Here is a 15,346-nt window from a genome sequence, read left to right as displayed (position 1 = left end):
AAGTATTGGTCTAAGAATAATCTATTTAATTGGGTTACTCCATTTTGTTTTTTTGAGTCCTTTAAGCGCACAAGATTCGGCGTCGAAGCGCACAGCTCAGCCTTTTTCATTTCCCCTGCAATTGGAAATGCGTGTCCCTTTTGGCCCTACTGCTTTTCCGAACGGATCAGATTTTTTCCTGATCTATGAACTTTATCTCACTAACTTCAGTGCATCACCCATTCGTTTACAACGGATGGAATTTCTTGACGGAGACCGAAAAAGCAACGTTCCGCTCCTGTCTTTTGATTCACCGGAACTGAAAACCATGGTGAAAATTTTAGGTAGCGACAATACAAAAGATGCACTAAGTATTGAAGCCGGGCAGAGTGCAGTCGTATATATAGAGGCAAAAACGAGCAAAAAGATACCATTTCCCAATCATATCATACATCGGATCATTACCTCGACTGATTCTTTAGATGGAGCGGCAATAAATACACATACCTCTAAACTTCAAACGCTTCATGCTCCTGTGTCAGGTTCAGATTGGATTGCTGCTGATGGTCCCGGCAATAGCATTGATAATCACCATTGGCGGGGGAACATCGTTCTTGGCGGACGAGCAGTAAATTCAAGACGTTTCGCTATTGACTGGAAAAAGGTTAAAGACAGCGTGTCTTTTTCTGGCGATGCAGCAAATGTACGTTCATATTTCTGTTATGGGGAAGAAATCTTTGCAGTGGCCGATGGCACGGTGATCACTGCTACAGACGGATTACCAGATAACATTCCTGGTCATGGAAAAGCCTTCCACCCGGCAGTGCCACTAACCTTTGAAAAACTGCCGGGCAACCATATCGTCATTGATCTTGGTGACGGACACTACGCCCATTATATGCACATGAAGCCGGGTACTGTGCGTGTTAAAAAAGGAGACCATGTAAGCAAAGGGCAACTATTGGGCAACATTGGCAATTCAGGAGATGCACGGGAACCACATCTGCATTTTGAGGTAACCACCTCCGCTAAACTACTTTCCGGAGAAGGTATTCCTTATGTAATTGACCATTACCGATCGGGCAGCCAAAAGGGTTTGGATGATCTACACCATAATGAATTGCCTAAAGAGAAAGAGATTGTCGATTTTGGAAAAATAAGCGAAAAATAACCTGCAAAAGCTTCTGTTATTGATTATTCGATTTTGCCTGATGGCCAGCAATGGTTTGACATAGATTTTCCTGTAACGTTATTAGTCGGAAGATTGTTTAAAATTGCTTATGTTTATTTCAAATTTTATTGTAATCATTAAAAAACAGCTCAGTTGAAACCATCTTCCCTACTATTCCTTCTTTCCCTGTTTCTCTTCAGGGCAAATGCCCAGAATCTGCAACAGCGTATTATTACCTCTGATATTAAAAACTTTTGGACGGCGTACGATAAGATTAAGGAGACCAATGATAGTACTTTGCACATAGGTTACCTTAACGATTTGTTCATTGATAAAGGTACTGATGGCTTAAAATCGATCATGCAAGCGAGAGAATACACCGCTAAATCTTATTTAGATGCCATTTATCATTATCCGCTTTTTTGGCATTCGATAAGGGCCAACACCCTACGTGCAGATGAGTTTGCAGATAGCATTGCCACAGAAGTAGATAAATTGGCCAGAATTTACAGCAAGCTTAAACCTGCCCATATTTACTTTACGGTTGGCGCCTTACGCACCAATGGAACAACATTGGATGGAAACGTGCTGATCGGCAGTGAACTCGCCCTGGCGGATGAAAATACCGTTTCTTCTGAATTTCCGAAAGCGCTATCGCACCTGAAAACTTTTTTTAAGAGCAATCCGATAAACGGTACCGTATTCTTAAATGTACATGAATACGTGCATACCCAGCAGAAAAGCAGTATTGGCTATAATCTCCTCTCCCAATGTGTTATTGAAGGTGTAGCAGAATTTGTAGCGGTTACGGTTACAGGGAAGCCATCACCTTCGCCGGCCATTCATTTTGGAGAGCAGCATTTCGAAAATATACGAAGCGTATTTACCCGACAAATGTTTTTTGAAGATACCGGATTCTGGTTGTACAGTAATGCGGAAAATGAATTTAAAATGCGCGATCTGGGCTACTATGTTGGGTATGAAATCTGTAAACAATATTATAAAAACACTAAAGATAAAAAACGGGCCATTGATGAAATGATTAACCTGGATTACAATAATCCATCGGCTTTATATCGTTTTGTTGATCACTCCCGTTATTTTAACAAACCAGTATCGAAATTTTACCGGGAATACGATAACAGTCGGCCGACGGTTGTGGGCATTAAAGAATTTAAAAACGGAAACAAAAAAGTGAATCCGGATTTAACACAGATAACCATCAAATTTTCTTCCAAAATGGATAAAAGATACCGGAATTTTGAATTTGGACCCTTAGGAGAAACACATGTATTGAAGATCAAAGAATTTACAGGCTTTTCTGAAGATGGGTATTCGGCCTCCTTTAATGTAGAATTAAAACCCAATACCAGATACCAGCTGCTGGTAGGAAGCGGTTTCCGCAATGAAAATGGAATGCCACTTAAACCCTATCTGATCGAATTTACAACTGCAGATTGATCAGTTTTTGCTGACTGTTTAACATCACGTGTCGGTTAATAAGAAAATTTAAATATTTTGTTCCACAATTTTATTTTTATTAAATAGAATAACTATCGTAATTTCTCTATCCTGAATACACATTGTTTGGCTCTGCCACCACTGTCAACATAGCCTACCTCTATATTTTCGTTTTCATTCAACAACATTTGCCGATAAACCTGTAGGTCTGCCGACTTCACTTTATTGATGGATAAAATAACCTGGCCTTTACGAAGACCACAACGATAGGCTGCAGATTGCCCGATGATATCATCTATCATTACCTTCCCCCCTTGTAAGATGATCTTAAATGGCGGAACAGCTGTAGTAAAATCCTGTTGATATAAAAAATTTGGCTTCAGGTAAAGTTTTTTGGAAGCATAATCTAAAATAAAATCAAAACGGTTTATAATCTGGCTTCCTAAGATCCCCAGATACCCACTATATGAACTAACCCCTGCCTGATCCGAAGATATATTTACCGGAAGTTTACCCTTGAATGTATATGGTCCGATAGATACGGAGGCAACGGCCGCAAGCGTTGTAGCGCTCTTATTGCTTAAATTATTTTGCGTACTCAAAACCGTTTTCCCCACTTTTGCCAATAAATTGTTTTTTTGCTGGAAAGGAGTATTAAACAAGAGTGTGAGTCCTGCGCCGCTGTCGAATAAGATATCTCCGGAAAGTGTTTCCCCGTTCAATAACTGAACATCAATAGAGAAGCGGGGAATAGGTATTCCATTACCAAACACGAAATCTATCGTCTTATAGTTAGTGGTATCTAAGACTGTTTTAAAGGGATATAACAATATTTGTCTTTTCGTAATATTTACCACCGTTAAATATCTACTTAGAATATCATTGCCAATAATACCATCAAACTTTCTGCCGTGGGTGGCATTTAACCTTGAAAGATCATCAAGCACAAAATTCACGTGATCAATTGTTGTTGATTGGTTCAGGAAAAATTTTTGGTCTGTAGCATAGCGGTACATTTTACTACCACTTGCTCCGGGAACTTCTTGTTGAAGATCTGCTTTAATATGAAATTTTTCGGCTATCTGATTATCCAGTAAGATTGTAGAGGCACCCGTATCAAAAAAGAAAGTTAAAGAATCTTTACCATTCAAAGCAGGTAATTTGATCAGAATACTTTTGCTGTCATACAATTCAAATGGAAGCACGATTTGCGAATAGCTTACTGTATGGAATAAAGCTAACAGGATAAAAACAAGAAAAGATACTTTGGCTTTCAATGGTATTGGTTTTGGTTGGTTTTGCAATAAAAGGTTTGCTTAATTATGAATTTGATACCAAGAACAAGATAACTAATTGTTAGCTCTTTTGGAACTTACCCAGGTTAAATCTTTACTGGAAGTATATTGATATACATTATTCCACCAGCTTGCCCCGCCCCTGCAGGCTGTAAGAAGCAACTTATTTTTCTTATCTAATGTTACATCACAAAATCCGGAACATTTGGCTCTGGGATCATTTGGTTCTGCAAGTAAGTCGAAGCGCTTTGATACCGGGTTATACAGGTAAATGGTAAAAGTACGGTAAACTCCCATTCCCGCATCCGGGATCGAAAATGCCACATCATCATAACCGTCAAAATTATAATCTGCAATGGTGCCTCTACGCTGTGGGTCCGGGCTGTCAAAACCAGGTAAATGGGCTGTTTTAACAGTTTTATCCGGATAACTGAAGCTAAGCATTTCATCCATACCTTGCGAGAAAGATATAATTACGCCATGCAACAGAAAACCTGCTTTTCCAGAACCATCTTCCTCGTTTTTTACCTGCTCCAGCTTAAATAGCTTTTGATCTTTATTTCTTAAGTATGATGCTGCTGCTATCTGATCGCCTATCTGGCTGAGTGTATACACTCCGGTTACTTTTCCTTCCACTACTTCATCCCAAACATAGGCCACATTTAATGTTGATGTTTTACCCTGCGCTGTTCGTTTTTTTAATCTTAAGGGAAGAATTCCCTGCTGCCCACGGTATTTTACATAGGCTCCCTTCCCGCCATCAGCATAATAGATATTCATGAGAAAGGGTTTGGCTCCGGAAGTTGATCTGAGCAGGAAAGGCTGTGCCTGAACCGCAAAAGTGATCATCGCCAAGGCCATCATTAGTTTTATTTTTTTTATCATCATCAGAAATGCATTATTTATTTCCCAACCCATACCGGTTATTTTTGCTTGCCCGTTTCCTCACAATAGCCAACATTAGTATAATATCGTTAACGAACCCCTAACCATTTCACATTCCTGACCTAACTTTATAACATAATAATATACACCGGTAGGCAGTCTGGTCCCCTTACTGGTTCCATCAAACGGCATCTTATATCCAACCGATTCATAGACCTTATTTCCTGCTCTGTTAAAAATCTGAATGTTTGCCTTTGGATAATTTTCAATACCCGTTAAATTCCAAATATCATTAGTACCATCGTTATTGGGTGTAAACGAGTTTGCTACCGTTAATCCTGATAAACCTACTGTAATTTTAGCTTCTGTTTTAACGCTTTCGCAATCACCAATACGCTGAGTAACAAAGTAACTTTTATTGCTCCTGGCATCCACTTTAAAAATGCCATTAACAGAAACGTCAACAGGGAATAAGGCCTCCTTAGTTTCGTAAAGGGCATAGCTGGTGGCTGATGTTAATCCATTTATCCGAAGTATGGCTTCGCCCGGCGAGCAAAGTTGTACGGGCGTCACTGCCGGTACTTCAATTTGACTGGTCAGGTTATCAACCACAAATTCCGAAATCAATGGCTGGCAATTTATAGCATCAGTAACTTCCAGTTTATAATTACCTTTGGATAAATCATTTATATCTAAACTATTGCCAACCTGTACACCTGCACTATTGGTCCATTTATAGTTAAAAGGCGCAAGGCCACCAGTAATCTTGATTCCGGTAATACTTCCTTGTTTTTGATTACACTGATCTTGTGCGATATGGACATTGCTATTTAAAAAAGCAAGTTCAGCCTGCCTGTTAACCCTGTAACTAATCAGGTATTTTTCGCAACCGTTATCATCTATTCCGTAAACTTTATAATTGCCCGCATCTAAGTTTTCCAGTACTGCGGTATTTCCACCAAGCGTTCTACCTGATTCGTCTTCCCATCTATAACTTATCGGCGGATGAATTGCATTTGTCATGGTAACAGTAATTTTCCCATTGTTTAATCCGCAAGAAGCATCGGTAATCATTTTGGTGATACCACCCCTGATATCAATTAAATTTGGCTGTGCAACCAGGGTGAGATCATATGTTTTAGTACAGGATTGATTTGCAGCTGTTAACTGGTAACTTCCGGAAGACATTCCCTCTAAATTTAGCTGATGACCAACGATTTGGCCATCACCATTCTTCCATACATACGAACTAGCTCCAGTAATTAACAAACCTTTTATACTTCCATTGTTACCCACACATGTAGGATTGAGAATTTGTTTCTGGCTATCATCGATGGTAATGGCATTGGCATCCGGAATGGTAATAACCGGTGTAATCACCGGTCCGCAGCCAGATTGATCTGTCACTTCTAAAGTATAATTTCCGGGTGGCTGATTAACCAGATCCTTAATGTTTGCCACCTGCAAGTTGTTGCCATTTTTCCATTTATAGGATAAAGCGCCATTGCCGGTTGCTACAACTCCGGTAATACGACCAGAATTTGTACCGCAATTAGCCGCCGTTATGGATAAGGAAAGCAGGCTAACGTTGGGTCCGGAAATGGTTGTTAATGTGATCGGTCCATAAGTTTCTGTACAACTATTATCGGCTGCAGAAATGGTTAAAGTATATCTACCCGGTATAACATTGGTTAAATTTAATGTTGCAGCTACTTCAGAACCCAATTCATTTTTCCAACTGTAAACTGCGGTTGATGAAGTATTATTGACCACCTGTAATCCACTAATCCTGCCGCCAGTGCCACATGCAGGATTTATGATCTGAACATTTGCAGAATTGATGATCAATCCTTTTTTAATTTCAAACCATGGCGTTAACTCACTACAATCTCCGTTACTTGCTTTTAACCGATAAGTACCGGCTGGCACATTTACAAGGTCTTTTTCCCTGCCCACTACATTGCCATTAACATCTAACCACTCTATATGAGCAGCGCTTAAAGGCAAAACCCCTGTAATAGAACCTTTATTAGAACAGGTATTAATAATCTTAATGCCTGCGACATCCACTCTTGTTCGGGTAAATTCTGATGTGGAGCCATTTAACGTTGCAGAAGCAATTACAGATCTTGAAATGTTACCACTATAGCTCCAGTTGCCATTGGCATCAGCTGTGGTACTGGCAAAATAGGTTTCGGGAGAACATGTTCCGCACAGGTCGCTGTAAAAAAGTTCTATGGCTGAGTTTGGTGTGGCTGTGCCAGAAACAGCATTTGCGGTGAAATTGTTAATATTTACCACTGGAACCGTACGAGTGTTGTTGGTAAATATCATTGGATATGCACCAACTGTACAGAAAAAGCTATTCTTATTCACTGAAACAGTAGAAAATGGCCAAACATTTACCGGCTTACAATAGCCGATGTAGTTTGCGTCTGCAGGGTCTTGCCCGCCAATAACTACACCATCCGAATAGTAAACAAAAACACCTGTTGAAGCTCGCAATCGTTTAGTTAAGCTCTTGTCAATACCAATAAAATTTCTTTTGATATTTACAGGCATTCCATTATTTAAGAGGTTGATTGCATATCCTTCGCTTGAAATGACATTATCTTCTATATCGATTGTATTTTTACCATTAGGGCTAACTGTTACCACGCTAAAACCTGATGACAATGGTGTTGCAATATCTCCGGTAAAATTTGTACCAATTTTATTATTTCTAATCTTTATCGTTGCCGGGGTAGAATATAATGGATCATTATTAGAACTGTAATTACTCTGCGAGAAATTGATACCTTTTGCAAATACATTTCCCTCTGCAGGACTAGCTCCGCCAATATCTACCAGTCCATATATGTAATACATGGACTGAGCTCCAGAAAAAGACATGGGCAATGTTACCCCATCAGATTCAAAACCAATAATATTGGCCTGCACTGTTAAATTTTCAGAATAATACTGAATTTGTCCACCATTTAAATGCACATTAACCCCCAATTCATGTGTAAAGCCACAAATCACATTTCCTTTTCCAGCCGCGCCAATTTTTATATTTTTTGCCTGCCGCAAACATATTCCTTGCCGTTGCTCCCATCTACCCGGCGCGGTGGTTGGCAGTAAATTTATGATGTAAATGCCATAAATACCTACATCATTAACATTGATCAAGGTTAATCCGTAATAAGTGGTCAAATAAGAAAATGACATTTTTATTTGCACTTTAGCTGTACTTACACCAAAAACACTTCCTGATTGTGTCGATCCATCAATATCCAGATTTGAAGAGACATCTGGCAATTGGCTTAACAAAGTGATGGTTCTCCCGCTTTCACTTTGATCAGCCAGGTTGAAATGAATAAAGTCTTTATCGACAATACCGTTTGCCGCTGCTTTAACTAAGGCCTCTCTTAAAGTTCCTGAACCGGCATCTGCATTTGAAGTCACCAAAAAAACTTCTGCACGTGCCGCTAACGAAGTAAAAAGCGTAACTAAAAACGAAGCGAGAATAAATTTAAACGTTAATCTGATCATGGATTAACAAATCTAATAAGATTATCTTACTTTAATAATACATCATAAGCAAATCTCAAAATCGTACCAAACACCACAACAAGGAAAAATATCCTCACAAATTTGTTTCCCTTTAATAAGGCCAGTTTGGTGCCAAAAAAAGAACCACAGAGATTAAAAACGGCCATGGGTATGGCATATTGAAATAAGATATGCCCGGTTGAACTGAAGTAAAGAATTGCCGCCAAATTGGTTGCCATGTTCACGATTTTGGCATGCGCACTCGCACCAATAAAATCGAAGCCGATCACGGCAACGAAAATCAATATGAGAAAAGCTCCCGTGCCGGGGCCAATCAAACCATCATAAAATCCGATAACCAAACCAAAAACAGCCGACATTAAGACTTGCTTTTGAATAGAATGATGCTTTTCCTGATGGATCCCGAATTGTTTATTAAAATAAGTGTAAATGGCTACAAAAACCAATACCACCAGGATAATGGGCTTAATTACCGAATTATCGATTCTGCTCACCAGAAAAGCGCCCAGAAAAGCGGAAACAAATGCCGTGCTGGCACAGGCAATAAGCACTTTGAAATTAAATTTAACTCGTTGGGAATATTTAAATGCAGCTAAACTTGTTCCCGCAACCGATGGTATTTTGGTTGTTCCTAAAAGTGTGGCAACGGGGTAATGAGGTAAAATGAGTAAAATGGCTGGGGTTTGCAATAAACCACCGCCACCTACAATTGCATCTATAAATCCGGCAGCAAAAGCCACCAAACAAAGTAAAATCAGTTCTGTTGCCATTCTACACTTGTCAACAGATCAGCCACCTTACCTCTTCCATCTCACATTTTCAATTTCAAATCTTCCATTTTACGGCTTTCTTTACATTTACATTCTTTCCGGAGAAGTAATACCCAGAATGAGCATGCCGGCATAAATAATATCGGCCGTTTTTTTGCAAAGGTTTAGGCGGAATTGTTTTACCTCCCCATCTTCTGTTTTTACTATTGGAGGAACCTCATGGTAAAACTTATTGAACAGCTTGGCCAGTTCGTATAAATAGTTGGCTAAACTCGCCGGACTAAAAGCCTTGGCCGCAATTTCTATCTCTGCAGGGTATCTGGCCAATTGCAGGATCATTTCCAGTTCTACATCGCTTATCCCGCCAAACGCCAAACTCCCAACGCCAAACTTGTAATCAGATTTACTTAACAATGATTTAATCCTGGCGTGCGTATACTGAATAAACGGTCCGGTATTTCCTTGAAAATCGATACTCTCTGCAGGGTTAAACAACAAACGTTTTTTAGGTTCTACCTTTAATAAGAAATATTTTAAAGCACCCAAGCCAATGTTTTTATACAGCTCTTCTTTATCTTCCTGAGGAAAATCGTTGGTTTTACCCAATTCTTCCGTTTTCTCGCGTGCAGTGCTGATCATGCTTTCAATCAGCTCATCGGCATCTACCACGGTTCCTTCACGGCTTTTCATCTTTCCGTTAGGCAAATCAACCATGCCGTATGATAGGTGGTATAAACCTTTCGCCCAGCTTTTGCCCAGTTTCTCTAAAATGAGAAACAAAACCTTAAAATGGTAATCCTGCTCGTTACCGACCACGTAAATCGACTCATCCATGTTGAAATCGTCGTGTTTCATTTCGGCAGTACCCAAATCCTGTGTAATGTAAACCGAAGTACCATCGGCGCGCAGTACCAGTTTCTGGTCTAAACCATCTTCAGTTAAATCAATCCATACAGAACCATCTTCCTTTTTAAAGAAAACACCTTTGGCCAAACCTTCATCAACCGTGCCTTTTCCTAATAGATAGGTATTGCTTTCGTAATAAAACTTATCAAAATCTACACCCAGGTTTTTATAGGTAATATTGAAACCTGCATATACCCATTCGTTCATCTTTTTCCAAAGCGAAACCACCTCTTCATCGCCCTGCTCCCACTTTAAAAGCATTTGTTGCGCTTCTTTGATTAATGGAGCATTTTTCTTGGCTTCATCTTCCGTTTGTCCTGCTGCCTTTAAAGCTTCAATTTCTTTTTTATATTCCCGATCAAATATCACGTAATATTTTCCAACCAAATGGTCGCCCTTTTCACCTGTACTTTCCGGCGTTTCATTATTACCCCATTTTTGCCAGGCCAGCATCGATTTACAGATGTGAATACCACGGTCGTTTACCAGATTCACTTTTACCACATCGTAGCCATAAGCTTTAAGCAATTCAGAAACCGAATAACCCAATAAATTATTGCGTACGTGCCCCAAATGAAGCGGTTTGTTGGTATTCGGCGATGAATATTCTACCATGACCTTTTTCCCGTTTGATGGGAAAACACCAAAATCAGTCGCTAAAACTTCTTCGTTAAATTGCTTTAAGAAATAACTTTCAGCAATACTAAGGTTCAAAAAGCCTTTAACAACATTAAATTTAGTAATATCTTCTAAATGGGCAACCAGGTATTCGCCAATTTCGGTAGCCGTTTGTTCAGGCGATTTTTTAGAGATTTTAGTGATGGGAAAAACTACAATAGTAACCTGACCTTCAAATTCTTTACGGGTTTCCTGTATATTGATTACACTTTCGGCTATTTCTTCTTTATAAAGCTCCAAAATAGCTTTCTGCGTCTCGGTAATAATAAAATTCATGGCGTAAAAATAGGTAAAAAAGGCGGAAGGTGAAAGGTTTAAGCGGGAAGGTTTTTGAGCTTCTACACGTTTGGAAAGGTGCTGTAGTGCATGTCGGTACTGATGGTCCTTCTTTCCGCTATAGTCCCGATTGAAGGAATCGGGAGCTGTCGCTGCAATAAGGTTTAAGATGTTTTGGCTGTGCAATAAAGCCACGGATCTAGTTCAGTGGCCTGGCAATTCTTCAGACCTCCAAACTTTCCGACCTCTGACTTTTAAAAAATTCTAATAGATTTGTAACAATTAATTTATTTATGAGCGAGCAGAATTTAAACTTTAAAGTGAATGTAAACACCGAAATCGGCAGGTTGCGTAAATTGTTAATTCATAGCCCGGATAGTGGTTTGGGCAAAGTGGTACCTTCGAAAGCACAAGACTGGCTTTTTGAAGATATTGTACATTTAGATACCATCCGTAAGGGGGAGTACGATTATTACATCAAATTATTGATGTATTTTTTAGATCCGGATAAGATAAAAGGCAAACTGGCCGAAATTGATTCTGAAGCGGCCAACCGAAATTTCTATAAGCCCAATCATCCTGAGTTTCACAACTCGACAGCAGTAATTGAAATACAGAATTTACTGAGTGAAATGCTGGAAGATGAATCCATCCGGAAGAAACTGGTAGCTGCAGTTTGTGCTATTGAAGGCTGTACCTATAAAGTGCAAATTGCACTGACCAAAACGCCGGCTAAAGAACTTGCAGAGATTTTTATTTCGGGAACGCTGGCAGATGATACCATGATTTTTGCGCCAATTCCCAACCTGATTTTTACCCGGGATGTGGGAACCACCATCAACAACCACATTCTGTTAAATAAACCGGCCAAAAAAGCCCGCGTACGCGAAACGCTTTTAATGCGTTATATTTTTTTCAACCACCCTTTATTTGAAAACTACCGCAACAACATCCTCGAGATTCCGGATGTGACCATGCATTTTTTACGCCCTGGAGATGAGCCTGCTTTCAGCACCACATTGGAAGGTGGAGATGTAATGATGGTAAGTCCCAATCATGTATTAATCGGTTGTAGCGAACGGACATCAGAACATGGTGCCAACGAAGCCATTAAACTATTATTCGAGCAAAATGTGGTCGAAAAAGTGACCGTGGTAAAAATACCGAGCAAGCGAGATTATATGCACCTTGATACCGTTTTCACACAGGTAAAACGCAATACCTGGGTCATTTTAAACTCAATTGCGCATTCACCGAAATACAATCCTTATGAGCCGATCAACTTCTTAAAGGAACCCGAGAAGCTCGAAGCGACCACAGCCATTCAGTTTACCAAAGCAAACCCGCAGGAACCGAAGCATTTTGAGCACGTGGAAGCTTTGCTGAACGATATCAGTCAGCATGATTTAAAAAGTACTGAACCTACTAAAATTATATATAGCGGAAACAATACTTTCCCTTACGATTCGAGAGAACAATGGACTGATTCGTGTAACTTGTTAGCCATTAAAGAAGGTGTAGTGTTAGGTTATGATCGAAATGATAAAACCGTTGAAGCCTTTAAAGCTGCCGGTTTTGATGTGGTTGATGTGAAAGATTTAATCCAGGATCTTGAAAGTGGCAGGGTAAATGCAGAAACCATAACCGATACATTGATTTTAATGCCATCAGCAGAACTTTCGCGTGCCCGTGGTGGTTTCCATTGCATGAGTTTACCTATTTTAAGAGACGATATCTGAGGTGAAAGGCGTGAGGTAAAAGGTGTAAGGTTTATATGCCTAAACCCTTTACCTTAACCCCTGCAACCTATACTTTTCACCCTATACCTTAAACCTTACGCCTTTTATCTTTTACCATTATGCAGACTACCAGCCATATCCTCATGATCCGCCCGGTCGATTTTAAGTATAACGAGCAAACCGCGGCGAACAACAAATTTCAGGTTGCATCCGAAACCCAGGACGTACAGGCGCAGGCCTTAAAAGAGTTTGATGGTTTTGTTGAACTGCTGAGACAAAACGAGGTTGATGTTACGGTAGTTGATGATAGCCTGCAACCAGAAACCCCCGACTCAATTTTTCCGAACAACTGGGTATCTTTTCACGAAGATGGTTCGGTTTACCTCTACCCTATGTTTTCTGAAAACCGCCGTTTAGAGCGCAGGAAGGAAATACTCGAAGATCTGAAAAAACGCTTTGAAGTAAACCATATTAGCGACCTGAGTTTTTATGAAATGCAGCATGCTTTTTTAGAAGGTACCGGTAGTATGGTACTGGATCGAACCCATAAAATTGCCTATGCCTGCTTAAGTGTACGTACAGATGAAGAGGTTTTAAACAACTTTTGCATGCTTACCGGGTATGAATCTGTTGTTTTCCAGGCAGTAGATAGCGATAACTTCCCGATTTACCACACCAACGTGATGATGTGTATCGGCGATCGTTTTGCCGTAATTTGCCTTGATTCGATCCGCAATGCTGAAGAACGTCTGCAGGTGGGCATCAGTTTAAAAGGTAGCGGTAAGGAAATTATCGAAATCAGTTTAGCGCAGATGAATAAATTTGCGGGGAATATGTTACAGGTTTCCAATACGAGCGGCGAAAGCTTGCTGGTAATGTCTGAGCAGGCTTATTTATCCTTAGACCCTGAACAAGTTAAGGCGCTGGAACAATACAGCCGCATCATTTATGCTCCACTTTACACCATTGAAAAAAATGGCGGTGGCAGCGCAAGATGTATGCTGGCAGAAATACATTTGCCGGTTAAATAAACGGTATAGTTATTCTTAATATAGCGCTATTGTTCGCCGTGGTTAATGTCTCCACGAACCATTATGCTCTGATAAAAACTGCTGGCGCGCGTTTAAAACGCGTGCCTGACAGCTTAACGATTTCCTCTTTTTAACCTCATTATCAAATATATAACCAATGGTTCGTATCTTCAAAAACCATTTATTTTTGCCACGGAAGCCCAGAACACACGGAAAATTTAAACATTAACGCACCTTGCTATAAAACTATAAATAGCTGAACGGTCCTCACCAGCTAAACCTGATCAAAACGGACACGAGTGCAACGAGTAAAGTGGAGAGCAGGGCCAACCCAAAACCTATAGAAACCAGGAACCTGCTTTCCAAATTATCGTTTAAATATTAAATCCTATTCAATCTTACAGAGCGTCTTAGCGAGACGCTAAAACCAGATAGGACACCTTGCTATTCAACCGCAAATAGTAGCACCGGCCTAAATGAATAAACCTGATCGAAACGGACACGAGTGCAACGAGTAAAGTGAAGAGCAGGGCCAACCCAAACCTATAAAAAACAGGAACGTGCTTTCCAAATTATCGTTTAAATATTAAATCCTATTCAATCTTACAGAGCGTCTTAGCGTCTCGCTAAGACTAGATAGTGGACGCTGAGACCGGATAGTACTTGTTATTTTTATCTGCCGTGGTTCGTGCCTGCACGAACCACTTAATTTTTTTGCCGAGGATCGATATGAAGAAGTTTTGTATACATCAGAATCCCTGCTTATTCCAATTAGTTTTATTACTTTCGCGGAAAATTTATATACCCATGTCTTTACTACAAGAATTGCAAACCCGTTCAGGCAATAAATGCGAACTGTGTACCGCTCAAAACAGCTTATCGGTTTACGAGGTACCACCCACCAGCAACGCCAATGCCGATAATAGCATTTTAGTTTGTAAGACCTGTTTAGATCAGATTGAAAAAAATGAACAGCTTGATGCCGGTCACTGGAAAATTTTGACGGAAACCATGTGGTCTGAATTTGCCCCTGTTCAGGTAGTGGCCTGGCGCATGTTAAGCCGGCTGAGAAATGAAGGTTGGGCAGCAGATAGTCTGGATATTTTATATCTCGATGATGAGACATTGGAATGGGCTAAAAAAACCGGCGACCATGAGCAGGAAGGCACAGTGGAATTCCATCAGGACAGCAACGGCACCCGTTTATTTGAAGGCGATACCGTAGTTTTAGTTAAAACCCTTGATGTTAAAGGCTCAACATTGAGTGCTAAATTGGGTACTGTAGTCAAAAACATTCGTTTGGTACATGATAATACTGAACAGATTGAAGGTAAAGTAGAAGGGCAGACCATTGTGATTTTAACTAAATATCTGAGAAAAGGTTAATTTCGAGCTGGCGTTTCGTGTTAGCAGTTGTTTGTTGGCGCGCGTTTCAAACGCGTGACTGAGTAGTCCAACGATTGTATCGTTACAAAACCATATCCTTCACTCTCATAGCTAGCGCGCGTTTCTAACACGTGCCTGAGTAGCCCAACGATTGTATCGTTATCAATGCCATTATCACCAATATACGACGTGTTTCATGTCTGCACGAACCATT

10 protein-coding genes are annotated in these 15,346 nt (G+C 40.1%); 5 read left to right on the top strand and 5 right to left on the bottom strand.

The features are described from left to right. Nucleotides 1-127 precede the first annotated feature (127 nt). Both QZ738_RS08835 and QZ738_RS08830 read left to right on the top strand, forming a co-directional pair. Nucleotides 128-1,150, top strand: coding sequence for a M23 family metallopeptidase (locus tag QZ738_RS08835; RefSeq protein ID WP_293786687.1), 1,023 nt, complete (start codon nucleotides 128-130; stop codon nucleotides 1,148-1,150). 153 nt (nucleotides 1,151-1,303) lie between these two features. Then, complete coding sequence (locus QZ738_RS08830; protein ID WP_293786685.1) at nucleotides 1,304-2,611, top strand: DUF2268 domain-containing putative Zn-dependent protease; 1,308 nt, start codon at nucleotides 1,304-1,306, stop codon at nucleotides 2,609-2,611. 92 nt (nucleotides 2,612-2,703) lie between these two features. Here QZ738_RS08830 and QZ738_RS08825 read toward each other — a convergent pair whose 3' ends face one another. The 5 genes from QZ738_RS08825 to argS all read right to left on the bottom strand — a co-directional run bounded on the left by QZ738_RS08825 (nucleotide 2,704) and on the right by argS (nucleotide 10,976). After that, nucleotides 2,704-3,888, bottom strand: a complete 1,185-nt coding sequence (locus QZ738_RS08825; protein ID WP_293786683.1) for an aspartyl protease family protein — start codon at nucleotides 3,886-3,888, stop codon at nucleotides 2,704-2,706. A 72-nt stretch (nucleotides 3,889-3,960) separates the two neighbouring features. After that, on the bottom strand, nucleotides 3,961-4,794 hold the full coding sequence (locus QZ738_RS08820; protein ID WP_293786681.1) for a hypothetical protein: 834 nt from the start codon (nucleotides 4,792-4,794) through the stop codon (nucleotides 3,961-3,963). A 72-nt stretch (nucleotides 4,795-4,866) separates the two neighbouring features. Beyond that, a complete protein-coding gene (locus QZ738_RS08815; protein WP_293786679.1) occupies nucleotides 4,867-8,325 on the bottom strand; it encodes a gliding motility-associated C-terminal domain-containing protein in 3,459 nt (1,152 codons plus the stop codon). Between the two features lie 26 nt (nucleotides 8,326-8,351). Next, nucleotides 8,352-9,116: a TSUP family transporter gene (locus QZ738_RS08810; RefSeq protein WP_293786677.1), complete on the bottom strand. Its 765-nt coding sequence runs from the start codon at nucleotides 9,114-9,116 to the stop codon at nucleotides 8,352-8,354. Between the two features lie 87 nt (nucleotides 9,117-9,203). Further along, nucleotides 9,204-10,976, bottom strand: coding sequence for an arginine--tRNA ligase (gene argS, locus QZ738_RS08805; protein WP_293786675.1), 1,773 nt, complete (start codon nucleotides 10,974-10,976; stop codon nucleotides 9,204-9,206). Between the two features lie 293 nt (nucleotides 10,977-11,269). Between argS and QZ738_RS08800 the strand changes: the two genes are divergently transcribed. The 3 genes from QZ738_RS08800 to QZ738_RS08790 all read left to right on the top strand — a co-directional run bounded on the left by QZ738_RS08800 (nucleotide 11,270) and on the right by QZ738_RS08790 (nucleotide 15,132). Beyond that, nucleotides 11,270-12,715, top strand: coding sequence for an arginine deiminase family protein (locus tag QZ738_RS08800; protein WP_293786673.1), 1,446 nt, complete (start codon nucleotides 11,270-11,272; stop codon nucleotides 12,713-12,715). 119 nt (nucleotides 12,716-12,834) lie between these two features. Further along, complete coding sequence (gene ctlX / locus QZ738_RS08795) at nucleotides 12,835-13,746, top strand: citrulline utilization hydrolase CtlX (RefSeq protein ID WP_293786671.1); 912 nt, start codon at nucleotides 12,835-12,837, stop codon at nucleotides 13,744-13,746. 807 nt (nucleotides 13,747-14,553) lie between these two features. After that, entirely contained in the window at nucleotides 14,554-15,132 is a 579-nt protein-coding gene (locus QZ738_RS08790) for an alkylphosphonate utilization protein (protein WP_293786669.1), read from the top strand. Nucleotides 15,133-15,346: the final 214 nt, after the last annotated feature.

This window comes from uncultured Pedobacter sp. (assembly GCF_913776295.1).
Classification (GTDB): domain Bacteria; phylum Bacteroidota; class Bacteroidia; order Sphingobacteriales; family Sphingobacteriaceae; genus Pedobacter.
Note: the sequence above shows the minus strand (reverse complement) of the source record. Positions and strands in the feature narration are given on the sequence as shown.

Excerpts from the sequence above, each read along its gene's own strand:
- QZ738_RS08835 (WP_293786687.1), top strand. The coding sequence starts at position 128 with ATGCGTGTCCCTTTTGGCCCTACTGCTTTTCCGAACGGATCAGATTTT.
- QZ738_RS08820 (WP_293786681.1), bottom strand. The coding sequence starts at position 4,794 with ATGATGATAAAAAAAATAAAACTAATGATGGCCTTGGCGATGATCACT.
- QZ738_RS08815 (WP_293786679.1), bottom strand. The coding sequence starts at position 8,325 with ATGATCAGATTAACGTTTAAATTTATTCTCGCTTCGTTTTTAGTTACG.
- QZ738_RS08810 (WP_293786677.1), bottom strand. The coding sequence starts at position 9,116 with ATGGCAACAGAACTGATTTTACTTTGTTTGGTGGCTTTTGCTGCCGGA.
- argS (WP_293786675.1), bottom strand. The coding sequence starts at position 10,976 with ATGAATTTTATTATTACCGAGACGCAGAAAGCTATTTTGGAGCTTTAT.
- QZ738_RS08800 (WP_293786673.1), top strand. The coding sequence starts at position 11,270 with ATGAGCGAGCAGAATTTAAACTTTAAAGTGAATGTAAACACCGAAATC.
- ctlX (WP_293786671.1), top strand. The coding sequence starts at position 12,835 with ATGCAGACTACCAGCCATATCCTCATGATCCGCCCGGTCGATTTTAAG.
- QZ738_RS08790 (WP_293786669.1), top strand. The coding sequence starts at position 14,554 with ATGTCTTTACTACAAGAATTGCAAACCCGTTCAGGCAATAAATGCGAA.